This window comes from Aurantibacter sp., assembly GCF_039941195.1.
Lineage (GTDB): Bacteria > Bacteroidota > Bacteroidia > Flavobacteriales > Flavobacteriaceae > Aurantibacter_A.
Genome location: NZ_JBDVFA010000004.1, coordinates 25,578 through 50,661 on the forward strand (window position 1 = coordinate 25,578; position 25,084 = coordinate 50,661).

Consider the following 25,084-nt stretch of genomic DNA (forward strand, 5'->3'; position numbering starts at 1 on the left):
AAAAATTATAGTGCTAAAACAGTGAAAAATAATAAATTCCCTTACTCTAATCCTTTGACAAACTCCACACTTTTTGGCGCTTGCTCTTTAACCCGAGACGATTCATCTTCAATAAACATAAAATCAATATTCATTTTTTTTGCTTCAGCAACAATCGCTTCAATATCAATTTGACCAGTACCTAAAACAACATTCGTCTCTACATCTGCACTTCCATTTTGGTTTCCAGGTGTACCTTTTTTACAATCTTTAAGGTGCATCAATTTAAATTCTTTTGGATATTTTCGCAACCATGTTATCGGATCTTGGCCAGGATGTGCAAACCAATATACATCCATTTCAAAATCAAAATAAGTGGAGTTTTTTATCATATGGTCAATCAAAAACTCATCTTTATAAGGTCTAAATTCATATCCATGCGGGTGGTAGGCTAAAGTAACACCTTCTTTGGCAAACAATTTTCCCGCTTTATTAAATACTGCAATAGCATTTTCTGTATCTGCAAGTGTAAATTCATTGCCATTATGAGGTATCCAAAAACAAACTGCATACTTTGCGCCATAAGCTTTAGCTCTTGCTAATACCGTTTCAGGTGCATCTCTTAAATCATCAAATGAGCCACTTACACTTACCATATTTAACTCATTTTCAGCTAGCATTGCTTTATATTCTTTCATTGAATAATCGTAAGTACCATCATTCCCATCTTCTAAATTATGAATTCCCCATTCCTTAATCTTAGCAAAAGTACCAGGAACATCTTTAGGAAATTCATTTCGCAAACTATACAATTGCAAACCTAACTGTGGTTCTTTAAGTCCATATAAATAAGTAAGACTTTGTGGTATTTGATTTATCACATCTGTAGATTCATCCTCAATAAAAAGATATTCAATACCCATTGCTTTAGCTTCAGCAACTGTCCCCGCAATATCGACCTGACCAGTTCCTAACACTACATTAGAATCATCATCTTCACTGCCCGTATTATTTCCTTCAATACCATGTTCCATATCTTTTAGGTGCATTAACGTAAATTTACTTGGATATTTTTTCATCAACGCCAAAGGATCTGCTCCCCCATGATGTGCCCAAAAAACGTCTAATTCGAAAGTGAAATCAGTTGCATTTTGCGCCATATAATCAAATAAAGTACCCTTTTTATAGGGTCTAAATTCATATCCATGCGGATGATAGGCTAAGGTGATTCCATTTTCTTTTAACAATTTTCCAGAAGTATTAAAAACCTTTGTAGCATGTTTCGTTTCCTTTAATGCCCATTCATTCCCTTTATGAGGAACCCAAGCACACATTACATACTTGGCTCCATATTCTTTTGCAGTGGCAATAACTTTTTCTGGATTATTCTCTAAATCTTCAAAACTTGCCCCTATACTAACCATATGCAAATTATAGTCTTCTAACATTTGTTTATAGGCATCCATTTCTAATCCATAAGTTCCACCACCTTCAATTTTAGTAATTCCCCAATCTTGAATTTGTTGTAATGTACTCGGTAAATCTTTCTTAAATTGATTTCGCAAACTATACAATTGCAATCCTATTTCTTGAGCGTTCAAAGAAACTGAGAAAGCAACGACTAATATGAGCGTTGTAATATTTTTCATTGTGCGTAGTTTATTAAGTGTTCTTAAATATAGGTTTAATTAATAAATCCGTCAGGTTATTTTTTAAACAAAAAAAACACCTCTCAATTTCTAAAAATAATTTAGCTATAGAGAGGTGTTACTATTTTAATCAAAAATACTAGGTAAGTAAATTACCCTCATCATCCCATGTCGCAATTGTACCACGAGTACTTTGATCAATACATTTTGCAATCCATTCAGGATCATACGCCACACCATGCTGATCTAAAACATCTTGTGGAACACCATCCCATACATTGGGTGAATTACCTTTATAACCTAAATCTGCAATACCAACTTTAGAAGTATAATAACCCGTAACTGTTAAACCACGCATCATATAGAAAAATTGTATTTCTAACGGTTGATCATCCAATGGTTTCTCCGTATCATGCCAACAGATTTGATCACAGATTTCTTTTTTCTGTTCAAGACTAGCTGATTTAAATTCAACTCCATAATCCGTATTACTTTTATGATCTAGCCACATTAAACCACCTAATAAAATAGGTCCCATTGATGGAATATCTTTACCCATAAATTCAACAAGGTCAGGAACTCCAGCTTCAATAGGGCCACCATGCGGTTCTTGTGGAGGTAATATTACTACACTTAAAGCAGCAATCGTTTCCATCTCGTGCTCATTAAATAATTGCTGAGCATTAAGTAGTTCAATTCGCTTAAGTTCTGCCGGCGTTCTTCCAAAATACTTTTCACTGCTTGCAGAAATGGCCTCATCAACAGCTACTTCACTTTCGTTTTTACAACTGTTTAATGCGATACCAGAAGTAGCAGCCCCAGCACCTAAAATTAAAGTCTGTATACTTTTTCTTCTATCCATAACTTATATGTTTTGTGCTTTTAATTGTTCGATAATATAATCTGATGCTCTCCAAGAAAGTGCCATAATTGTCCAAGTACAGTTTTTATCAGCTTGTGATACAAATACTCCAGCATCAACTATAAATACATTATCTACATCGTGCATTTGATTAAACTTATTGGTAACAGAAGTTTTTGGATCATCACCCATTCTTGTAGTTCCTACTTCGTGAATAATCTCACCTGGTTTATGAAGACCGTAATCTTGATCTTTACCTGGTTTTTCACTTAACGGTACTCCGCCCATATTATGAATAATCTCTTCAAAAGTCTCATGCATATGTTTTGCTTGAGCTCTTTCATAATCAGACCAATGATAATTAAATTTCAAAACTGGAATACCAAATTGATCTACAGTTGTAGGATCAATTTCGCAATAGTTATTTATATCTGCCAAACCTTCACCTCTACCACCGAAACCAACTACTGAACCATAATATTTCTTAACATCGTCTCTTAAACTATCGCCATAACCACCTGGCTTTAATCCTAGATATTTATTTAAACCATTAGTATCATAACTAAATCCATAGGTCGGTTGACTCATTCCACCCCAGACCTCAATATGGTAACCACGCGGGAAGTTCAATTTGGAATTGTCGCCCCACCATGGAGAATATACGTGCATACCTCCTACACCATCTTCGTTATATGAGGTTTTTCTATTCATTAATCCAGGTACTAATCCAGACGCACTAGCACCTGTAGAATCATGCAAATATTTACCAATAACATTACTACTATTTCCTAAACCGTTAGGATGTTGCTTGCTTTTTGAATTTAAAAGAATACGCGCTGTACTACAGGCTGAAGCGGCCAAAACAACAACTTTAGCTTTCAATTTATATTCTTTTCTATCGTCCTTACTTATGTACGATACACCAGTGGCTTTTCCTTCCGCATTAGTTGTAACTTCACGTACCATAGAGTTCACGAAGATTTTTACTTTTCCTCCACTTTTTTGTGCTGGAAAAATTAGACAGCTACCTGCTGAAAAATCAGCATAAACAGAACAAGAACGTCCACATTGTCCACAATAAAAACAAACACCACGGTCTTCGTTAATTTTCTTGGTTAACATTGAAAGTCTTCCTGGAATTACAGGAATCCCCGATTTCTTAGCGCCATCTATATAAAAAAGTTCGTGTAATCTTGGTTTTGGAGGAGGCAGAAAAAAACCATCTGGATCATTTTCACGCCCTTCATTAGTTCCAAAAACACCAACTAATTTGTCTAGTTTATCATAATATGGTTTTACATCATCATAACCAATAGGCCAATCGTCACCATGGCCATCGCGAGTTTTTCCTTTAAAATCTTTAGGTCCGAAACGTAAAGAAATTCGTCCCCAGTGGTTTGTTCGCCCCCCTAACATTCTAGATCTCCACCATTTAAATTCAGTACCTTCTGCATGGGTATACGGCTCACCTTCTACTTCCCAATCTCCCCAAGACATATCGTGCCCACCAAAAGCGCGGTCTGTACCTGCGAACCTTCTAGGCGACTCATATGCCCATTTTAATTGAGTTTGAGTTACGGGATCAGCAGGATCAAAAAATGGTCCAGCTTCTACAATTGCAATATTCAAACCGGCATCTGCCAATTGCTTGGTGGCCATACCACCTCCTGCTCCTGAGCCTACAATAATTACATCATAAACCTCTGCGGATTCTTTTATTTGCATAATTTAATATTTGATTTCTTTTGGTAGTTTGTTTAATGGGATAAGTTACTTTTTTCTATAATAAAACAAAAGCAAAATATCATTCTATTTAATAACGACTAATACATAATATATTGGATATTGGTATCCTTAAAAATTTGCTAATTGTTGCAAGGCCTCTTCTACAGTAGCAACAGGAAGTTTACAAGTTGTGTTCTGGCATACATAAATTAAGGTGTCATCTTTAGCAAATCTACCTTCGAAAAGTGGAAGATTACTTTTTTCACTACTCCCAACCAACAACACATTTGGTATATTTTTTACTTGTAATTGCTGTAATAATACCTCTGCATTATTTCCAACCACAGCAATTTCATAAAACGGATAGGCAGTATTCAAAAGCAACGCATTCCATTTAGAATAACTTGGTGCGCTATCAGTGATAGAAGGTAACATAGATGAAAGCATACTTTTAGATTTTTTCATCATATCTGTATTATATACCAAATGCCCCAATTTAAAAAGGTTATGTGCCATTTCGGCATTTGGTGATGGCAAAACTCCATCATCTGTTTTTATAATTTTTGCAATTAATTCCTCTCCTTCATTATATTTAAACATTCCTGTTTCAGCATCAGAATATTTTTCTATTGCACTGGCATTTAATTTTTGTGCAAGTTCTAAATATTCTGTTATCATAGTTGTTCCATACAAACTTAAAGTTGCGTCCACCAAAAAAGCATAATCTTCTAAAAACCCTTCCTTACGCTGACTACCTTTTTTAAAAGTATGTACCAAATCACCATCATTAAAACTATTTTTTTTAATAAATTCTAATATTGAAGTAGCCATTTTTAAATGTTCTTTCTCACCAAATGCTTCATAAGCATTTACAAGTCCATTTATTAAAAGTGCATTCCAAGATGTAATTATTTTATCATCACTACGAGGTCTAACACGCTCATTTCTTGCATTCAATAAGGGTTCATTCCAGTTATTTTTTATTTCATCCAGTTCTTTTATGGATAAATTATTCTGCTTAATAAATACATCGTCAACTTCTGATTTATGCAACACAAAATTTCCTTCTTCCCATTCTGCAGCAGTATTTATATTATAATATGAAGCAAAAAGTTCAAAATCATTTTTTAAAATCGATTTTAGCACCTCAATCTTCCAAACATAAAATTTACCTTCTTCACCTTCACTATCAGCATCTATGGCAGCATGATAACCTCCATTGGCATCTTTCATTTCTCGTTGTAAAAAAGAAATTGTTTGCATAACAGCATTCTTATAAGCTGGTTTTTTGAAAATCTTATATGCCTTTGAATACAGCTCAATTGCCTGTGCATTGTCATATAGCATTTTTTCAAAATGAGGTACTTTCCATTTGTTATCTGTACTGTATCTAAAAAACCCACCTGCAATATGATCGTAGATACCTCCGAGCAAAATCTTATCTAATGTATTCTCTACATGTATTTTAGCTTCTTTATCATCAGTCAGTTCTGCATAATCCAAAAGGAAATTAAGATTAGAAGGCAACATAAATTTTTGTTGGCCTAGTTCTCCTCCAAAATCAGAGTCCCATTCTAATTTCCATTTAGCAACACTCGAATTAACCACATCACTTGTTAGCGATTCAAAATCATTAGAAGGCTGTATTAAATTAACTTCGGCAATTCCTTCAGCTACCATATCTGAATACTCAGCAGCTTTCTTTGGATCTTTATTGTACATATCACTAATTTTAGTGAGTACTTCAGTCCATTGTTCCTTTGTATGGTAAGTACCACCATACAAAGGCTTACCATTAGGCAAAGTAATTACATTTAATGGCCAGCCACCATTACCATTAATTAATTGTACTGCGGTCATATATACCTGATCAACATCTGGTCTTTCCTCGCGATCTACTTTAATATTGATGAAATTTTCATTCATCACCTTAGCTACTTTTTCATCTTCAAAAGTTTCCTCCTCCATTACATGACACCAATGACAACTGGAATATCCAATACTAATCAAAACCAGTTTATTTTTCACTTCAGCTTCTTTTAAAGCTTCAGGACTCCATGATCTCCAATTAACTGGATTATGTGCGTGTTGTAATAAATAGGGACTAGTTTCATTAACCAACGCATTTGTGAACTTATGTGATTCATTTACATTCTTAGTTGTTTTTTCCTGACAAGTGGCAAAAACAAACAAAAACAAACATGAAAAAACTAATGTTACTTTTTTTATCAAAATCAAAACTTAATTATAAGAGTTGACTAAAATAGTACTTTGTACACGTAACATGGCAAAGGATTTAAAATTTAAGACTTCATTACAAGTATTAAATTTATAATTCCATGAAAAATTGTAATTTGATAAACTGATTAAAAACATCAAAAAAAATCGCTCTTAACATGAAACTTAACAACAAAAACAATAGTCGTCGCAATTTTATAAAAGGAACAACTGCGGCAATAGCTTTAAGCTCATTAGGCACTTATGCTTTTGAATATGGCCCGAAAGACAAACCATGGCGGGTGGGTTTAATTGGTTGTGGTTGGTATGGTAAAAGCGATTTATTTCGATTAATACAGGTTGCAAATATTGATATTGTTTCCCTTTGCGATCCTGACAATGATATGCTAACTGAAGCAGCAGAACTAGTACAGCAAAGACAACGGACAAAGAAAAAACCTAAAATATTTAACGATTATCGTGAAATGTTAGCTAAGAAAAACTTAGATATTGTTTTAATTGGATCACCTGACCATTGGCATGCATTGCAAGGAATTGAAGCAATGAAATCTGGAGCACATGTTTATCTCCAAAAACCCATTAGTGTTGATGTAATTGAAGGCGAGGCACTAGTTGCAGCTGCAAAGAAATATAACAAAGTAATTCAGGTAGGAATGCAACGGCGTAGTACTCCCCATTTAATAGATGCCAAGAAAAATATTGTTGATGCCGGACTTTTAGGGAAAGTATCTCATATAGAAATGTGTTGTTATTACCATATGAGAGATAAAGGAAATAGACCAATTATTGAAGTCCCTGAGAGTTTTGATTACGACCTATGGACTGGCCCTGCACCATTGAGAGAATTTGACGGAATTCCACATCGGAGATGGCGTGCATTTATGGAATATGGAAATGGTATAGTTGGTGATATGTGTGTTCATATGTTTGACACTGTTAGATGGATGGTAGATTTAGGTTGGCCAAAAAGAGTTAATTCTTACGGAGGTATTTATGTACAAAAAGAAGCAAAAGCAAATATTTCCGATACCCAAACAGCCATTTTTGAATATGAAGAACTCAACTGTATTTGGGAACATCGTTCTTGGGGCACACCTGCAGATCCGGAATATCCTTGGGCCTTTAAAATTTATGGTGACAAAGGCACTTTACTAGGTAGCGTTCATAAATATGATTTTATTCCTCAGGGCGATGGGGAAAAAATCCATAGAGATGTGGTTTACGAACGTGAAAAATATCCAGAAGATTTAACAGAAAAAGGTATGGAACTTCATGTAGCGCCAGCAACAAGAGGTCATATGATAGATTTTCTAGAAGCTATCGAAAATAACGCATCAACTGTTGCTTCTATTGAGCAAGGTCATATTTCAGCGGCCAGTTGTATTCTTGCAAATATGTCAATGAAATTAGGGCGTCCTTTAATTTATGACCCTATGAGTATGACTGTAACAGGTGATTCTGAAGCAACTGAATTATTAACACGTAAATATCGTGGACCATGGGTACATCCCCATCCTGATTCCGTATAAATATGTCAGAAAAAATAAGCCTTTTAGAATGCCAGAAACGTATTGCACCATATATTCATAAAACCCCCGTATTAACATCACAAGCCCTTAATGAAATTGTAGGTGCCCAATTATTTTTCAAATGTGAAAATTTTCAACGCATGGGTGCTTTTAAAATGCGCGGAGCAACCAATGCAATTTTACAATTGAGTGAAGCTCAAAGACACAAAGGTGTGGTTACACATTCTTCAGGAAATTTTGCACAAGCGGTTTCTTTAGCAGCAAAAAGTGTAGGTATTTCTGCTGATATTGTTATGCCGACAAATGCGCCCGAAGTAAAACAAAATGCCGTAAGAGGTTATGATGGTAAAATAACATTTTGCGAACCAACATTAAAAGCGCGTGAAAATGCTGCCCAAAAAATAGTGAATGAAAAAGGAGCAACATTTATTCATCCTTCAAATGATATGGATGTTATAAATGGAAATGCTACTGTAGCTATGGAACTATTAGAGGAACATCCAGATTTGGATTACATTTTTGCACCTGTTGGTGGAGGAGGTTTACTTGCTGGCACTGCCCTAGCTGGATATTACCTTGGCGATAACTGTATTGCAATTGGTGCTGAACCTGCTGAAGCTGACGATGCTTATCGCTCTGTATTAAGTGGTAAAATAGAACTAAACGAGAGTGCAAATACAATTGCCGATGGCTTAAGAACAACTTTAGGCTCTATTAACTTTCCAATTATACAAAAACATATTAATGTAATAGTTACAGTATCTGAAGACGAAATAATTAACGCTATGAAATTAATTTGGGAGCGCATGAAAATTATTGTGGAACCTTCAAGTGCAGTAGCTTTGGCAGCGGTCATAAAATCACAAAATAAAATTCATAATCAAAAAGTAGGAATACTTATTTCTGGAGGTAATGTAGATTTAAAAAATCTCCCCTTTTAAAAAAGACAAAATGAACAAACAAATACTTTTAGCAAAACGCCCGGAAGGCCTACCTGACCCATCTACTTGGAAGTTAGTTTCTACAGGAATTCCAGAACCTTTAGAAGGAGAGTTTTTAATTCAACAGCATTATATTTCCTTAGATCCCGCCATGCGTGGTTGGCTAAAAGATCGTAAGTCTTACATAGAACCTGTTGGAATAGGTGCCGTTATGCGGGCCGGAACTGTAGGTGAAGTGATAAAAAGTAAAAATCAAAATTTTAAAATAGGCGATTTTGTTTCTGGTTGGGGTGGTGTACAACAATACAGTACTAGTAATGGTGAAAACTATTTTAAAGTAGACCCGTCATTGGCTCCATTGCCCAAATATATTGGTCTAATGGGCATGCCAGGAATGACCGCTTATTTCGGATTACTTCAAGTAGGTAAGCTAAAAGAAAGTGAAACAGTCCTAATTTCTGGTGCAGCAGGTGCTGTTGGTAGCATAGTTGGTCAAATAGCTAAAATTAAAAATTGTACCGTAATCGGAATTGCGGGAGGAAAAGCTAAATGTGATTATCTAATTAATGAGTTGAATTTTGATGGAGCCATTGATTATAAAACTGAGAATATTTATGAAGCTATATCTAAAAACTGTCCAAAAGGCATAGATGTTTATTTTGATAACGTTGGTGGCGAAATTTTAGATGCCGCTTTAGCAAATTTAGCCATGCACGCAAGAATCGTAATTTGCGGAGCTATATCCCAATATAATGCCACAGGTAAAATACAAGGTCCAAGTAATTATATGTCACTTTTAGTAAACCGAGCTACCATGGAAGGTTTCATGATTTTTGATTACAGAAAACAATATTCCGAAGCTATCAAACAATATACACTATGGCTACAAGAAGGAAAGTTAAAAAGTAGAGAAGACATATACGAGGGGATTGAGAACTTTCACAATACATTTTTAAGACTTTTCTCAGGAGAAAAATTAGGTAAGTTAATTTTGAAAGTAATCGAATAAAACTAGTTCTTAAGTATTGCATTTAGTACCCATTCTAATTCTGGGTCTTTACCAACTAAACGATCATTTTGAGTTGGTATGATTTCAATATCAGGTTTAATCCCATACCCTATTGGTTCCACTTTAAAAGGCGATTCTATTTGCATAAGTCCAATTTTCATACGTACTAATGAATTGGGTAATGTTACATATTTATATTGTCCTGCTACAGTTCCATTATACGAACCACCAGTTTCTTCACCAACAAAAATTGCTCTCTGCGTAGCCTGCAAATTAGTAGCTAGAATTGAAGAAGCAGAAAAAGAATAACCGTTGATAAGCACATATATATTCCCCTTGAAATTATTCTTTTTTGGTTTCTTTAATTTCGATTCACTTAAATTGTAAAAGTGATTTCCATCAATGGTTTTAATATGAAATAAATCGTAAACGATTAAACCCGGAATAGCCAACAGTCGTAATGTACCATCAAAAAATCCAGTGTAATTTGAAGAAGTTACAGATTTTGTTGCAGGAATTTTTGTTTTTATCGCAGCCTTATTAACTAGTTTAAATGGCTTTAAAGCCAAATAAGAATAAAGGTTCTTAATCTCCGCAATACTTCCACCTCCATTATCACGTAAATCAATTATTAGATTATCGATTTTACGTCGTTCTATTTCAGCAAAAGTCTCTCTATAAAATTTTCTTTGATTACCATCTCCGAAGCTTCTAATTTTGAGATATGCCACGGAGTTATCCTTTCCAATAATTTCAAAATTTCGTAAAAAATAGTCTCGCTGTGGTACATATCCACGTGTTTTTCCTTCTTTTATCTTTGCCTTCTGCTCTTCTTTAATAGCTAATTGTTCACCCTTAGTTAATTTTCTAGACACAACTAAAGAATCTGTTGGCTTGGCAATAATTTGCCCTTTCTTAATCCATTTGAAGGTTTTAAAATAAATAGAATCTCCTTTCTTTAGTATTATATTTAAACTATCTCTATACCCCTTATCAGAATAATAAAAATTTGAAAAATTACGAGCTACAAATCGATTGTAATAAGTTGTATTAAAACCATCAGAAGTTATTAATGATTTATATTTATCTACAAGTTTTAGAGCAACATCTCTTTCAACCGCAATTACTTCATTACCAACAATAGTTGAGTCTGCTCCTATTGTTCCCTTAACCCAAAGTCTATCATCAAGTAATTCAAAATCTATTTCGTTAAACTCAAACTTTAACTTTCGTAATTCTTTAAGTTGAGTTTTTGTAAATTTTTGCCTAGGTGGTCGAATCATTAAATGGCCCTGTCTTATTTCTTTAATAACTAGTGCCAATTGCTCATAAAACTCATTACTTTTCATTGGACCATCTAATTCATTTTTAAGTAAATCAAATAATGAATCAAGCTCCTTTTGCGGAATATATTGATATAGTTTCGGATGAAATTTTTGCAATTGAGAATAGGCTACATCCACATCCTTACATAATTCAGCAACTGAATGTTCAGAAGAAATTTCAGCATTATACTTCTTTACGCTTACACAAGAATGCGCAATCATTATTAATAGAAAGAGAAAAATAATTTTCTTCATGAACCCAAAACTACCATAATTGTTAATTAAACACACAGCTTTTAGAATTTATGTTGAAGTTGTTAAAGTCCACCCTTTTCTCCTTTCCCTTTTTTATATTTGAAGAAGACAACCAACTAATAACTAAATAACAGCAATGAATTATTCATTTTCCAAACTGAGTACACTACTTTTTACGAGTATAATATTTTTTTCTTGTAAGGAGGAACCCAAAGAAACTGTCCAAAAACCCAATATTGTATTTGTATTTGCAGATGACCTAACATACACGGGAATTCATGCTTTAGGGAACGCTGAAGTAAAAACACCGAACATAGATAAATTAGTGAACCAAGGAACAACTTTTACGCATACCTATAACATGGGTGCTTGGAATGGCGCTGTATGTGTTGCCTCAAGAGCTATGATTATTTCTGGTCGTAGCGTTTGGGATGTTAATAATTTTAGACAGGACTGGAAAGAGAATAAAAACTTTGACAAAACGTGGGGTAAACTTATGGAAGGTGCAGGTTATGAAACCTACATGACAGGAAAATGGCACGTGGATGCTCCAGCCGATTCTGTCTTTCAAAATGTAGTTCACATTAGACCGGGTATGCCACGCGATTCATGGAGCGACCAAGGAACAATACCGCATATAAATAAAATGATAGCGGAAGGAAAATCTAAAGAAGAGATTAGGGCAGTTGGTTATAACCGTCCTTTACATGAGAATGATACGCTATGGACACCAACCAATAAGGATTTCGGAGGTTTTTGGGAAGGTGGAAAACACTGGAGTGAAGTTGTAAAAGATGATGCGTTAGGTTTTATTGAAAACACAAAAAAAAGTGACAATCCTTTTTTCATGTATCTCGCATTTAATGCACCTCACGACCCAAGACAAGCTCCACAGGAATTTGTTGATATGTATGATATTGAGGACATCAACATTCCAAAAAGCTTTTTGCCCATGTATCCCTATAAAGATAGTATTGGTAATGGTCCTGGTTTAAGAGATGAAGCTCTAGCACCATTTCCAAGAACAGAACTTGCTGTTAAAACCCACACTAAAGAATACTACGCCTTAATTACACATTTAGATGAACAAATTGGTGAAATTATTGAAGGTTTAAGAGCTGCAGGGAAAATGGAAAATACATATATCATTTTTACTGCAGATCATGGTTTGGCGATGGGACGACATGGTCTACTAGGAAAACAAACTCTATTTGATCATAGTATTCGATCCCCATTTGTTATTGTAGGACCTGATGTTCCTGATAACAAAAAAATAGATGCTGATATTTATTTACAAGATGCTATGGCCACTAGTTTAGAATTAGCTGGAATTGAAAAGCCAGATTATGTTTTTTTTAATAGTCTATTAGACTTAGTTGATGGAAGCAGAACTACAAGCCATTACGATGCTATTTATAATGGTTATATAGATTTCCAACGTATGATTAGAAAAGATGGATATAAATTAATTGTTTATCCAAAAATTGATAAAGTGCTTTTATTCGATATGGAAAACGACCCGGAAGAAATAATCGACTTAGCAACATTACCAGAACATAAAGAAAGAGTATCGCTAATGTTCAATGAGCTACTAGAACTACAAAAAGAAATGAATGACCCCCTTGACATATCATCTGTTCTTACTCAAATTTAAAATTAATCTACTAGACCAAAACCAAAGGATATGAAGGATTCAAAGAAGACTAATAATGATTTATCTCGAAGAAAATTTATTAAAAGAACCGCATTAACTGCAGGTGCAATTACTATTGTACCAAGGTTTGTTCTTGGTAAAGGTTTTGTTCCACCAAGTGATAAAATAAACTTGGGAATTATTGGCTTAGGTAAAAAAGGAGGTGGTCTGGCAAAAGATTTTGCTGAAAAAACTAATGTTCAAATTGTAGCCGGGTCAGATGTATGGACAACAAAAAATGAATGGTTCAAAGGCCATGTAGAAAAACTTTATGCCGAAAAAAGAAATCAGAGCAACTACAAAGGTGTCTCAACAACCGGTGACTATAAAGCACTTTTAGCTCGCCCGGATGTCGATGCCGTAATTATCGCCACTCCAGATCATTGGCATGCAATACAGGCAATAGCAGCAATGAAATCTGGTAAAGATGTTTATTGTGAAAAACCAATGACCTTGACTATAAAAGAAGGTATTGATATGGTTTCCACCACAACGAAAACAGGTGCTATTTTGCAAGTTGGTAGTATGCAACGATCTTGGCAAAAATTCCAAAAGGCTGTTGAGTTAGTAAGTAAAGGATATATTGGTGAGGTTTCTAAGGTTTTGGTAAATGTCGGTGATCCTGCAATTCCGTTTAATATGGAAACTGAACCAACACCAAAAGAAGTAGATTGGAATGCCTGGTGCGGACCTGCTCCACTTTTACCTTATAATTATCGACTTTCGCCACCAACAAGTGATGAATTTTTTCCAGATTGGCGAAAATTTAGAGAAACCGGTGGTGGTATACTAACCGATTGGGGAGCACATATGTTTGATATTGCTCAATGGGCTTTGGGTATGGACCGTTCTGGACCTGTTCGTTTTGAGCCACCTTCCGATAAAAATGCTGTGCGCGGAATGAAAATGATTTATGAAAACGGCATTGAAATGTATCATGAAGATTTCGGTCGTGGTTGGGGTGTTCGGTTTATTGGTAGTGAAGGCAATTTAGATATTAGCAGAAGCTATTTAGAAACAGATCCACCTACAATATTGACCGCAGAACTAGAAGCTTCTAAAACTATTCTTGATGAGTCTAGAGGAAATCACTTTCAAAATTGGATAGATGCCATAAAAACTAGAAGTCAACCTTTATGCGATGTTGAAATAGGACATCGTTCTGCAACCGTGGGTAATATCTGTAATATAGCGTATCAATTAGGCAGACCTTTAGATTGGGATCCCAAGAAAGAAAAATTTATTGGTGATAAAGAAGCTAATAAAATGAAGAAAAGAAATTACAGAAAATTTTAATCACTTAATCTTTCTTTTCGAAACTGTCCGGGTGTTTTACCATTAATTTTTTTAAACATCCGGGTAAAATATGAAACAGTATTCCAACCTGTTTTATCGGCTATTTCAACCAAAGTATTATTTGTGGTTAATAATAGCGTTTCCGAACGCTCTATACGAACTGTTTGTATATACTTACTTGGTCTTATTCCAAATTTTTGTTGAAAAACACGAGAAAAATGATCTGCACTCAAATTGTAATTTTTTGCCAAATCGGATACAGTTAAATCTTCATGCAAATGTTCTTTTATATAATTTAAAACATCTGAAAATCCAGATTTAATTAGTGTCTTATTAACTTTTTCGTTTTTAATAAAGCGAGAACATAAAAGCCTTAGCAAACCTTGGGTTTCCAATAGTTTTGCTGCAGACTGCAGTCTATTATTCTTTTTTATGAATTCAATAGAATCTTGATTATCATACTTTTTAACATCAACATTTTTAAGGCTCATACTCGGTTGCAATTCTACTAGTCGCTTAAAACATTGAATATCAAAATCTGTTGCTACAGTTTCATAAATAAAATCCTTGATATCATAAACAGATAATCCATTACCAATCTCTTCTAAAAAATGAACATAATATTGATTCAAAAATGAATCGCATTTATATCGACTATAGGTAAAACTTGGCACTAAATAAATGTACCCAGCTTTCAATTCTACTTCCTCATAGCTATGGAATATTTTAGCATTACCATCAGTGATTAAATAAATTCGAGAAAAGGGACTAATTACATTATCATAGTCCCAATTACTATCCAATTGTACGTGTCCTGTATGAAGTAAATCGAGTTTTAAAGATTCCAAAATCTTATTCATTGTCAAATACAATTATCGGATTAATACCACAACTATTACTAGATAAATTAACAATATTATATAAAAAACCTATATATAAATAGTGTAATTTGAAAATTAAAATAACTTGAAACTTATTATATAAAATACAAATATCGGAAAAGTATAATTGTTAGCCTGATTTATACAACAATTCTAACATTTAATTAAACTAGATTTGGATTAGCGCAAAAGAATAAAATTAGATGTCAAAAACTAGCTCATATTTAGTATTACTGCTAACCCTTGTAATAGCATCCTGTGGCGGGCCCGAACTACCAGAAAAAGTTGCGCTAGCCTATGAACAACTTCCTGAACAAATTGATTTTAATCAACATGTAAAACCAATACTGTCAGACAAATGTTATTTATGTCATGGTCCTGATGAAGCCAAAATATCGGCCGGATTACAATTACACCTGCCAGAATTGGCATTTAAAGAATCAACGAACAATCCTGGTAACCATGCTATTGTTCCGGGCAATGCAAGTAAGAGTGAATTGGTAAAACGAATTTTATCGAGTGATCCAGAATTAATTATGCCAGTACCTGATTCATATCTAAAATTAACTGATTATGAAAAAGCAGTTTTGGTACGTTGGATAGAAGATGGAGCGGAATATAAAGATCACTGGGCATTTATACCCCCAACAAAACAGAATCTGCCGAATGTAAAACTTAAAGAAAAAGTTGTCAACCCAATAGACAATTTTGTTTTAGCTAAGCTGGAAAGAGAAAATTTACAACCTAATGAATTAGCAGATAAAGAAACTATTCTCAGAAGGTTAAGTTTTGATTTAACAGGCTTACCGCCTACTCTTGAAGAAATAAATTCTTTTACCAACGACACTTCTACAAATGCCTATGAAAAGCAAGTAGATCGGTTACTTGCTTCCAAACAATTTGCTGAACAAATGACTCTAGATTGGATGGATTTAGCCCGCTATGCAGATACTCACGGCTATACAGTAGACCGTTATAGAGACGTATCTCCTTATCGCGATTGGGTTATAAAAGCATTTGATGAAAATATGCCCTATGATAAATTCTTAAGTTGGCAATTGGCGGGTGATATGATGACAAATCCTACTCAGGAACAATTACTAGCAACAACATTTAATCGCCTTCATCCTCAAAATTTAGAGGGTGGTATTGTTGATGAAGAATTTCGTTCCGAATATGTTTCCGACAGAACAAATGTTGTTAGTGAAGGTTTCTTAGGGCTTACAATGGCATGTGCAAAATGCCATGATCACAAGTATGATCCTATTTCGCAAAAAAACTATTACGAAATGTATAGTTTTTTTAACAACGTAAATGAATCGGGGCAAATTCCTTGGGATTGGTCTATGCCCGTTCCAAACATTCAACTTCCTTCAGATGAACAAGAAAAATTTCTTTCCTATATAGACAATTTGTTAGTGGAAAAAGAAGGGAATATTGAACAAATTGCTACTTCTGAAGAAAGTAAAGCTAATCAATGGATTGCATCTGAGGGTTATAAAAAAATTAATAAAAATAGTTTACCTACTAATCTTACCGCCAAAGTAGATTTCAAAAATGGAAATCTTAATAATACATTAAATCCTTCTCAAAAAGGAAAAATGAACCGGCAATACGCACCAAAACAAACTGCAAAAATTGTAGAAGGATATACAAATCAGGGATTAGAACTAGATGGTGATGCGTGGTTAGACCTTGGTAAAATTGGAGTTTTTAGAAGAAGTGAGCCATTTAGTATCGGCATAAATATTAAAGTTCCTGAGAACCTATCCAATGGTGTGATTTTTCACAAAAATTATGGAACAAGACTTCATAGTTATCGCGGGTATCATTTAGCATTAAAAGAAAATAAGTTAGAAGTAATGTTAGCACATGTATGGCCTGACAATGCTATTGTTGAATTGAGCACAAAAGAAATTCCTAAAAATGAATGGATTCAATTAACGATGACTTATGACGGATCCAGCAAGGCAAATGGTCTTAAAATATTTATGAATGGCGAAGAACTTAAGACAGAAATTAGTGTTGACAATTTATATAAGGATATTATTTTCAATGCATATGAAGATTTTATTTACAAGCATCCGATAGAACCGGGTTTACAAATAGGTGCTCGTTGGCGTGGAAAAGGAATTGGTGGTGCAACAGTAGATAACATATTAGTTTTTTCTAAAGAATTAAATGCTTTAGAAGTTAATCAGATTAGTAATACAAATGCCTTGCAATCAATTTTGTCAAAATCTGCTACTGAATTAACTGAAACTGATAGAAAGAATTTAAAAACTTATTATCTAAACAACAACTCTAACTCGTACAAAAAGTCAATTAATGATTTAGCCGCCACGAGAAAGATTCAAAGTGACAGTGCAGAACGTGTTCAAGAAATAATGGTAATGAAAGAAATGGAAACCCCTCGAGAAACTTTTGTTTTAGAGCGTGGCCAATATGATGTATACGGAGAACAAGTTTTCCCAAACACACCTGAAAAAATATTTGCCTTTCCAGACAGTTTAGAAAAAAACAGATTAGGATTAGCAAAATGGGTTACTAGTAAAGAAAATCCTTTGACCGCTAGGGTTGCCGTAAATCGATATTGGAAAAATATCTTCGGTACTGGCATTGTAAGAACAGTTGAAGATTTTGGCAATCAGGGTGAATTACCGAGTCACCCTGCCCTACTCGATTGGTTAGCCATTCAATTTATGGATTCCGGATGGGATGTTAAGAACTTACATAAGCTGATGGTAATGTCGAATACCTACAGACAATCTTCAAAAGCAAGTACAGAAGTACTTGCCATAGACAAGCCAAATAGACTATTAGCGCGAGGTCCATCAAAAAGATTAACTGGTGAAATGATGCGTAATAATGCATTAGTTGCCTCCGGTTTATTAAATTATACTATCGGCGGACCAAGTGTAAACCCATATCAACCCAAAGGCTTATGGAAAATAAATGGAGCAGCATATGAAGAAGATACTGGCGAAAAATTGTACCGTAGAAGCATGTACACCATATGGAAAAGATCGGTGCCTAACCCGACTATTGCAACTTTTGATGCGCCGGAAAGAGCCTTCTGTACAGTTCGTCGTCAAGAAACAAATACACCATTACAAGCCTTAGTTCTAATGAACGATCCAACTTATGTTGAAGCTTCTAGAGTTTTAGGCTATAGTATGCTTACTTATACTGATATTAAAGAAGGCTTGAGTGATGTTTACAAAAAACTGACCGGTAGAAGCGCGACTGAAAACGAACTCAATTTATTAGCTGATCTACAACAAGTAGAATATGAAAAGTTTAAATCTAAAAAATCAAAAACCGATGGTTGGCTTAACACTGGAGCATTTCGAATTTCGAATAAAAATGACAAAGCAATGGTGGCGGCAAATGCTGTAGTGGCAAGTACCATTATGAATTCAGATGCAGCTATAACAAAAAGATAAAATACAAGCAAGCTTATGTGTTATAATCATGACATTGTTAAATCAAACAATAAAGACCTTCAAAAAGTTGAAGATCAATTAAATAGAAGAAACTTTTTAACAAAGACTTCAATGGGTCTAGGAGCTATTGCATTGGGCTCCCTATTAAATGCTGATAAAGCCTGGGCTTCTGTTAAAGGCAGCAATTTAGATGCATCCAATGCAGATGCACTATTAAAGTCTTATAACAAAAATCGTTTAGGCTTACCACATCATTTACCCAAAGCAAAACGCATTGTATATCTTTTTCAAAGTGGTGGACCTTCACAACTAGACATGTGGGATTACAAACCCAAATTAAAAAATATGTATGGTCAGGACTTGCCAGATTCTGTTCGACAAGGACAACGATTAACCGCTATGAGTGCTGAACAAACCAGTTTTCCAATGGCACCATCTATTTTCAATTTTAAACAACATGGTAATTCAGGAGCGTGGGCAAGTGAATTGTTACCTTACACCTCAGAAGTAGTTGATGATTTATGTTTTATTAAATCGATGCAAACCGATCAAATTAATCACGATCCGGCAATTACATTTATGCAAACCGGTAATCAACTTGCAGGAAGACCTTCAATTGGTTCTTGGTTAAGTTACGGCTTAGGTTCTGACAATGAAAACCTACCTACTTTTATTACTTTGATTACTAAAAATATGGGTGGACAACCGTTATACTCAAGACTTTGGGGAAACGGGTTTTTACCGACCGAACACCAAGGTGTACAGTTTAGATCTGGAAAAGATCCTGTTTTATATTTAAGTAATCCTGAAAATTATGATGGTCAGGACCGTAGGCAAATGTTAGATTATTTAGGGAAACTTAACGATGTACAAAATGATGCTTATGGAGATCCCGAAATAAAAGCACGCATGGCACAATATGAAATGGCATTTAGAATGCAAACTTCTGTGCCTGAGGTTACCGACATGTCTGATGAGCCTGATTACATTTTCGACATGTATGGTGAAGACAGTAGAGACCCGGGCACGTATGCTGCCAATTGTTTAATGGCCAGAAAACTATTAGAAAAAGATGTGAAATTTGTACAGTTGTATCACCAAGGTTGGGACCAGCATATTGGTTGTCCGGGAGGTGTTAAAGCACAAAACAAACGTACTGATCAAGCTAATGCTGCACTCATAAAAGATTTAAAACAACGTGGCATGCTTGAGGACACTTTAGTCGTTTGGGGAGGAGAATTCGGAAGAACCGTTTATTCCCAAGGTCAATTAACTCCAGAGAATTATGGACGTGACCATCATCCAAAAGCATTTACTATGTGGATGGCCGGTGCAGGCGTAAAATCTGGATACACGCACGGAGAAACAGATGATTTTAGTTATAATGTGGTTAAAGACCCCGTGCATGTTCACGATTTTCATGCAACTTTAATGCACTTATTTGGTGTTGATCATGAACGTTTAACTTTTAAACATCAAGGTCGAAGATATCGATTAACAGATGTTCATGGGCATGTTGTTAAAGATTTATTAGCCTAATTCTTTTACAGGTTATAAAACTTTATTGCGTTTTCACCCATTATTGCTTGCTGTTCTGAAGCGCTTAAATTTGAAATAAAATTTGTGACTAATACTTTGGCATCCCTGTATTCACCGGCAACTAAACATACCGGCCAATCAGAACCAAACATTATTCTTTCAGTTCCAAAAGCTTGTAATACCAAATTCATATAAGGTTCTATTTGTTCTGGTTTCCATGTTTTATAATCAGCCTCAGTAATCATCCCAGATAGTTTGCAATGTACATTGTCATGCTTTGCAACTTCTTTCATCAATACAGCCCATCCATCATAAAATCCATCTTTTATATAGGGTTTAGCTATATGGTCAATAACAAATTTTTGATGTGGAAAATGTTTTACAAATTCAAGTGTTGCGCCCAATTGATGTGGGAAAATTAAAATATCATAAACGTAATTGTACTTTTCTAAAAAAGAGATTCCTCTTAAAAAATCCTTTCGAATTAAAAAGTTATGATCCGCTTCGCCCTGTACAATATGTCGCCAGCCTTTAAGCTTTTTTTCTGAATGATATTTATCTAAATCAGCATCTACTTTCTCCGAACGAAGGTCCACCCATCCTACTACACCTTTGATAAAATCATTTGCATTTGCCAATTCTAAAAGAAAATCAGTCTCGGCCAAGGTTTGATCTGCCTGAACAGCAACACAAGCATCAACACCATTTTTAGAAAAAACATCCTTTAAATCAGCAGGTAGAAAATCACGACGGATATTTGCCATGTCATCATCAATCCACGAATGTTTTACTGGTTCATATTTCCAAAAATGCTGATGCGAATCTACTATCATGTTTACTATTTTTGTTTACAAAAGTTGAATTGAAGCTCGTATTCCTTTACTTTCAATATTTTGAATATTATTTAAAACTGCTTCTGCCAATCCATTAATTAATGTTAAATCTTCACCCCAAATACTAGAATTACTTAATATGTTCTCAACAGCAATTGGTAATGAAGATTCACCAGCTTCTAATTTAGAATAAACAGAACTAAAAAAATCTAGGACTACTTTGTCGTCATTCAAATCAATTTTTTCACCGTCAAATTCGCCTTTATAAAAACGAATTAAAGCTGAAAGTCCAAATACAATTCTTTGGGGAAGCACACCTTCTTTAGCAAAGTAATCTTTTAGTGTCGGCAACAAACGTGCTACAAATTTCGAAGTGCTATTTAAAGAAATACTTATTAACTGATGTTTTAATAATGGATTTCTAAAACGATCCAAAACTGCGGCAATAAACTTTTGCTTTACTTCCAGTGGAAAATCTAAGGTCTTTGCAGACTCCTCTTTTAAAAGGGATTCTACAAAGTTAGAAACTACATCATCATCCATGGCTTCTTTTACAAAGCGTATTCCAGCCAAGTATCCAACAGGCACCATAGACGTATGAGCACCATTCAAGATACGCACTTTCATTTCACGATATGGTCCAAGGTCATCTACAAACTCAACATTTAAATCGGTTTGAGAAAAAGGTAATTCTTGTTGCACCATTTCATCTCCTGCAATTACCCAACTATGGTAATATTCTCCAGCCACTAAAAGTTCGTCCGCATAGTTAGTTTCAGCCAAAATCTCATCAGCACGTTCTTTAGGAAATCCAGATACTATTCTGTCTACTAATGTACTACAGAAATAATTTGAAGTATTGATCCATGTTTTAAAATCATTATTTACACCCCAGTGATCAGCATATTGCAGTACAACTCTACGCAATTCTACGCCGTTATTTTCTATCAATTCGCAGGGTAAAATAATGCATCCTTTTGCCGGATCTCCTTTAAAAAATTCGAATTTATGATACAACCAACGGGTTAATTTTGCGGGAAATTCTTGTGGAGGATTAGTATTATACTGATCATCTGAATTAAATTTAATTCCTGCTTCAGTCGTATTAGAAACAATAAAGCGCAAATCAGGATTTTCTGCTAAAGCTAGATAAGCATCCCATTCATTATACGAATGCACTACTTTCTGTACGCAATCTACAATAGTTTTTTCAGCAACTAATTCTCCATTTTTAATTCCATCTAAAACCACAGTAAATAATCCATCTTGAGATTTCAATTCGCTATAATCTCCTCTTTCAGTGGGCTTTACAATAACAACACCTGCACTAAAATCAGTTTCTTTATTTAATACCTGTACCATCCAATCTACAAAAGCACGCAGAAAATTACCGCCACCAAATTGCATTATTTTTAGAGGTAATGGATGTAGGCCTTCAACTGTATTTCTATTTAATTTTTGCATCGTATAAATTATATCACCTTTAATAATGAAGTTGTTCTATAATGACAAACCTCTTTTCCATGGAATAAAATCTTCTTGTCCTAGTCTTACTGCAGCGGGAGCCTTTTCACCACTTGCAACCTCAATTATGTAATCCAAAAGTTCTTCACCCTTAGCTTCTATTGAGGCTTCTCCAGTAATAACACCTCCAGTATTAAAGTCAATAATATCTTTCATACGTTTTGCCAATGCATCATTACTAGACATTTTAATAACAGGGGTAATTGGATTACCTGTTGGGGTTCCTAATCCAGTTGTAAATGCTATAACATTACAACCCGAACCAGCAAGTCCAGTAGTACTTTCAACGTCATTTCCAGGAGTACATAATAGGTTTAATCCTTTTTTATTTGCGGGTTCTGTGTAATCCAAAACATCGGTTACAGGAGAGGTTCCTCCCTTTTTTGCTGCTCCTGCAGACTTAATAGCATCAGTTATAAGGCCATCCTTTATGTTACCTGGAGATGGATTATCTGCAAAAGCAGATCCAAGTGCAACCGCCCTAGCCGAATACGTATCCATTAAGACTGTAAACTTTTTCGCCCCTTCTTCCGTTTCACATCTATTTATCAATTCCTGCTCAACACCATTTAATTCAGGAAACTCCGATAAAACAGTTGTAGCTCCAAGAGCAACTAACAAATCTGAGGCATGACCCAATGACGGATTTGCAGAAATTCCGGAGAATCCATCAGAACCACCACATTCAAGACCCAACACCAATTTATTTAAAGGTGCAGGTTTACGTTCCACTTTATTTGCTTCTATTAACCCAAGAAAAGTTTTCTTTACAGCATCTTCAATAAAGTGTCGCTCACTTTTACTTTTTTGTTGTTCTAATATATATAATGGTTTTGAGAAATTTGGATCTAGTTTTTTAATTCTTTCTTCTACTATGCGAACCTCAGCATTCTGACAACCTAGACTTAAAATTGTTGCACCAGCTACATTCGGATTTGTAATATAACCTGCAAACAAATTACAAAGTGTTTCGGAGTCTAAACGAAAGCCTCCACATCCTCCTTCGTGCGTTAAAAATTTAATTCCATCTACATTCGGAAAAGTACGATTTTGTTTAATCTCCTCTGGTGTCTTCATAATATCAACATTAATCAATTCTTCAGCGGAAGCACCATCTTTATATTTTTTAACAAGAGATTCAGTATCTACTACAAAATCTGTGGTCATATGATAACCTAATGCTGTCAATAAAGCAGATTTCATTACCTCAACATTTCTGTTTTCACAAAAAACCATGGGAATAACCAACCAATAATTTGCTGTACCAACTCTGCCATCTGCTCTATGATAACCGTTAAAAGTTTTGTCTTTCCATTTAGAAACATCAGGTGCCTCCCAGTCTTCCTTTGCACCTCCTACTCCATATGCTAAAGATGCATGAACAACATTTTCAGTTGTAATAGTTTCGCCTTTTGCAATTGGCTTAGTTGCTTTACCTACCAAAGTACCATACATTATTATATCATCACCAACCTGAAGATCGATAGTGGTAAATTTATGTTTCGCCTGTGTATCAGTCGTTAACGTTAACGAACTAGCCTCATGTTCTACAATAGTACCCGCCGTTAAATCCGTTAGTGCTGCTAAGACATTGTCTTTAGGGTGAATCTGAATAAATTTTGTTGCCATACTTTTAAAAAAAATTATCTTTTATGTGATTATTAATTCATCTTAATTAAACAATCTCTTCCAATTGTTATGAAAAATTTGAATTAAGTAGCTAAAAATACGATTTTGAAGTATATTTTTGAGTAGAGAATACATTAAATATTAGAACAATGAACACGGTAAGAGATTTAGCCGATAATCACCAATTAATTTCCAAAATGTTTAATTGGCCTACTTCCAAGTCAGAATGGGATCAATATCGATTAAGTGACGAGCAGGTCGCACATTTTCACGAAATGGGTTATGTCGCGAACATAAAGTTATTAAATGACGAGCAAGTTGAAATTTTATGTAAAGAACTGAATGAAATAATTGACCCTAAACACCCTGCTCATCATTTGTTCTACGAGTTTCATAGTAACGAGTCGGAAGACCCAAATACTGTTTTATTTCATTCTTTAGGGCATTGGCGTATAACTCCAGGGTTTCATGATGTAATATGGAATCCGGCTTTTGCAATGGCCGCCCATCAGTTACTAGAGGACAAATCAGTTCGTTTTTGGCACGACCAATTATTTTGCAAACCAGCAAAGCATGGTGGCGTTGTTGCCTGGCACCAAGATTACTCGTATTGGACACGTACGATAGCTATGCAACATTTAACATGCTGGACTGCCCTCGATGATGCCTCAACCGAAAATGGATGTTTACATTATATACCTAAAAGTCATAAATGGGGATTATTGGACGCT

At 34.8% G+C, this 25,084-nt stretch carries 17 protein-coding genes; 8 read left to right on the plus strand and 9 right to left on the minus strand.

Going from position 1 to position 25,084, the window contains the following annotated elements:
- Positions 1-41 precede the first annotated feature (41 nt).
- The 4 genes from ABJF52_RS00305 to ABJF52_RS00320 form a co-directional block, all read right to left on the minus strand.
- The gene (locus ABJF52_RS00305; protein WP_348144605.1) at positions 42-1,628 is read right to left on the minus strand and encodes a sugar phosphate isomerase/epimerase; all 1,587 of its coding nucleotides are present in this window, start codon (positions 1,626-1,628) and stop codon (positions 42-44) included.
- A gap of 139 nt (positions 1,629-1,767) precedes the next feature.
- Positions 1,768-2,490 carry a gluconate 2-dehydrogenase subunit 3 family protein gene (locus ABJF52_RS00310; RefSeq protein WP_348144608.1) on the minus strand — a complete coding sequence of 241 codons (723 nt, stop codon included), beginning with the start codon at positions 2,488-2,490 and terminating at the stop codon, positions 1,768-1,770.
- 3 nt (positions 2,491-2,493) lie between these two features.
- Complete coding sequence (locus tag ABJF52_RS00315) at positions 2,494-4,215, minus strand: GMC family oxidoreductase (protein ID WP_348144611.1); 1,722 nt, start codon at positions 4,213-4,215, stop codon at positions 2,494-2,496.
- A gap of 129 nt (positions 4,216-4,344) precedes the next feature.
- Positions 4,345-6,447 carry a thioredoxin domain-containing protein gene (locus ABJF52_RS00320; RefSeq protein WP_348144614.1) on the minus strand — a complete coding sequence of 701 codons (2,103 nt, stop codon included), beginning with the start codon at positions 6,445-6,447 and terminating at the stop codon, positions 4,345-4,347.
- A gap of 164 nt (positions 6,448-6,611) precedes the next feature.
- Between ABJF52_RS00320 and ABJF52_RS00325 the strand changes: the two genes are divergently transcribed.
- From ABJF52_RS00325 to ABJF52_RS00335, 3 genes are read left to right on the plus strand one after another with little or no spacing between them, the layout of a single operon-like run.
- Complete coding sequence (locus tag ABJF52_RS00325; RefSeq protein ID WP_348144617.1) at positions 6,612-7,982, plus strand: Gfo/Idh/MocA family oxidoreductase; 1,371 nt, start codon at positions 6,612-6,614, stop codon at positions 7,980-7,982.
- Positions 7,983-7,984: 2 nt separating this feature from the next.
- On the plus strand, positions 7,985-8,923 hold the full coding sequence (locus ABJF52_RS00330; RefSeq protein ID WP_348144620.1) for a pyridoxal-phosphate dependent enzyme: 939 nt from the start codon (positions 7,985-7,987) through the stop codon (positions 8,921-8,923).
- Between the two features lie 10 nt (positions 8,924-8,933).
- Positions 8,934-9,932, plus strand: a complete 999-nt coding sequence (locus ABJF52_RS00335) for an NADP-dependent oxidoreductase (RefSeq protein ID WP_348144623.1) — start codon at positions 8,934-8,936, stop codon at positions 9,930-9,932.
- 2 nt (positions 9,933-9,934) lie between these two features.
- Here the strand turns inward: ABJF52_RS00335 and ABJF52_RS00340 are convergent, their stop codons facing one another.
- Positions 9,935-11,512: a S41 family peptidase gene (locus ABJF52_RS00340; RefSeq protein ID WP_348144626.1), complete on the minus strand. Its 1,578-nt coding sequence runs from the start codon at positions 11,510-11,512 to the stop codon at positions 9,935-9,937.
- Positions 11,513-11,648: 136 nt separating this feature from the next.
- Between ABJF52_RS00340 and ABJF52_RS00345 the strand changes: the two genes are divergently transcribed.
- Complete coding sequence (locus ABJF52_RS00345; protein WP_348144629.1) at positions 11,649-13,166, plus strand: sulfatase-like hydrolase/transferase; 1,518 nt, start codon at positions 11,649-11,651, stop codon at positions 13,164-13,166.
- 30 nt (positions 13,167-13,196) lie between these two features.
- Positions 13,197-14,501, plus strand: coding sequence for a Gfo/Idh/MocA family oxidoreductase (locus ABJF52_RS00350; protein ID WP_348144631.1), 1,305 nt, complete (start codon positions 13,197-13,199; stop codon positions 14,499-14,501).
- On the opposite strand, the gene ABJF52_RS00355 is transcribed toward ABJF52_RS00350, so the two are convergent.
- Entirely contained in the window at positions 14,498-15,361 is an 864-nt protein-coding gene (locus tag ABJF52_RS00355; protein ID WP_348144634.1) for an AraC family transcriptional regulator, read from the minus strand. The two genes, ABJF52_RS00350 and ABJF52_RS00355, sit on opposite strands and share 4 nt — an antisense overlap.
- 224 nt (positions 15,362-15,585) lie before the next feature.
- On the opposite strand from ABJF52_RS00355, the gene ABJF52_RS00360 reads away from it, so the two are divergent.
- Both ABJF52_RS00360 and ABJF52_RS00365 read left to right on the plus strand, forming a co-directional pair.
- A complete protein-coding gene (locus ABJF52_RS00360) occupies positions 15,586-18,828 on the plus strand; it encodes a DUF1553 domain-containing protein (protein ID WP_348144637.1) in 3,243 nt (1,080 codons plus the stop codon).
- A 15-nt stretch (positions 18,829-18,843) separates the two neighbouring features.
- A complete protein-coding gene (locus ABJF52_RS00365) occupies positions 18,844-20,367 on the plus strand; it encodes a DUF1501 domain-containing protein (protein WP_348144639.1) in 1,524 nt (507 codons plus the stop codon).
- A gap of 5 nt (positions 20,368-20,372) precedes the next feature.
- On the opposite strand, the gene ABJF52_RS00370 is transcribed toward ABJF52_RS00365, so the two are convergent.
- Genes ABJF52_RS00370 through ABJF52_RS00380 form a run of 3 tightly spaced genes read right to left on the minus strand, consistent with a single transcriptional unit; the run spans position 20,373 to position 24,353 of the window.
- Entirely contained in the window at positions 20,373-21,200 is an 828-nt protein-coding gene (locus ABJF52_RS00370; protein ID WP_348144642.1) for an amidohydrolase family protein, read from the minus strand.
- Positions 21,201-21,215: 15 nt separating this feature from the next.
- Positions 21,216-22,664: a tagaturonate reductase gene (locus ABJF52_RS00375; RefSeq protein WP_348144645.1), complete on the minus strand. Its 1,449-nt coding sequence runs from the start codon at positions 22,662-22,664 to the stop codon at positions 21,216-21,218.
- A gap of 36 nt (positions 22,665-22,700) precedes the next feature.
- Positions 22,701-24,353, minus strand: a complete 1,653-nt coding sequence (locus ABJF52_RS00380; RefSeq protein WP_348144648.1) for an altronate dehydratase family protein — start codon at positions 24,351-24,353, stop codon at positions 22,701-22,703.
- Between the two features lie 149 nt (positions 24,354-24,502).
- Here ABJF52_RS00380 and ABJF52_RS00385 point away from each other — a divergent pair.
- Positions 24,503-25,084 (plus strand): phytanoyl-CoA dioxygenase family protein (locus ABJF52_RS00385; protein ID WP_348144651.1); only part of this gene is annotated, 582 nt, incomplete at its 3' end.

Coding starts and splice junctions, on each gene's coding strand:
- ABJF52_RS00305 (WP_348144605.1), bottom strand. CDS start 1,628: ATGAAAAATATTACAACGCTCATATTAGTCGTTGCTTTCTCAGTTTCT.
- ABJF52_RS00310 (WP_348144608.1), bottom strand. CDS start 2,490: ATGGATAGAAGAAAAAGTATACAGACTTTAATTTTAGGTGCTGGGGCT.
- ABJF52_RS00315 (WP_348144611.1), bottom strand. CDS start 4,215: ATGCAAATAAAAGAATCCGCAGAGGTTTATGATGTAATTATTGTAGGC.
- ABJF52_RS00325 (WP_348144617.1), top strand. CDS start 6,612: ATGAAACTTAACAACAAAAACAATAGTCGTCGCAATTTTATAAAAGGA.
- ABJF52_RS00330 (WP_348144620.1), top strand. CDS start 7,985: ATGTCAGAAAAAATAAGCCTTTTAGAATGCCAGAAACGTATTGCACCA.
- ABJF52_RS00335 (WP_348144623.1), top strand. CDS start 8,934: ATGAACAAACAAATACTTTTAGCAAAACGCCCGGAAGGCCTACCTGAC.
- ABJF52_RS00340 (WP_348144626.1), bottom strand. CDS start 11,512: ATGAAGAAAATTATTTTTCTCTTTCTATTAATAATGATTGCGCATTCT.
- ABJF52_RS00345 (WP_348144629.1), top strand. CDS start 11,649: ATGAATTATTCATTTTCCAAACTGAGTACACTACTTTTTACGAGTATA.
- ABJF52_RS00350 (WP_348144631.1), top strand. CDS start 13,197: ATGAAGGATTCAAAGAAGACTAATAATGATTTATCTCGAAGAAAATTT.
- ABJF52_RS00355 (WP_348144634.1), bottom strand. CDS start 15,361: ATGAATAAGATTTTGGAATCTTTAAAACTCGATTTACTTCATACAGGA.
- ABJF52_RS00360 (WP_348144637.1), top strand. CDS start 15,586: ATGTCAAAAACTAGCTCATATTTAGTATTACTGCTAACCCTTGTAATA.
- ABJF52_RS00365 (WP_348144639.1), top strand. CDS start 18,844: ATGTGTTATAATCATGACATTGTTAAATCAAACAATAAAGACCTTCAA.
- ABJF52_RS00370 (WP_348144642.1), bottom strand. CDS start 21,200: ATGATAGTAGATTCGCATCAGCATTTTTGGAAATATGAACCAGTAAAA.
- ABJF52_RS00375 (WP_348144645.1), bottom strand. CDS start 22,664: ATGCAAAAATTAAATAGAAATACAGTTGAAGGCCTACATCCATTACCT.
- ABJF52_RS00380 (WP_348144648.1), bottom strand. CDS start 24,353: ATGGCAACAAAATTTATTCAGATTCACCCTAAAGACAATGTCTTAGCA.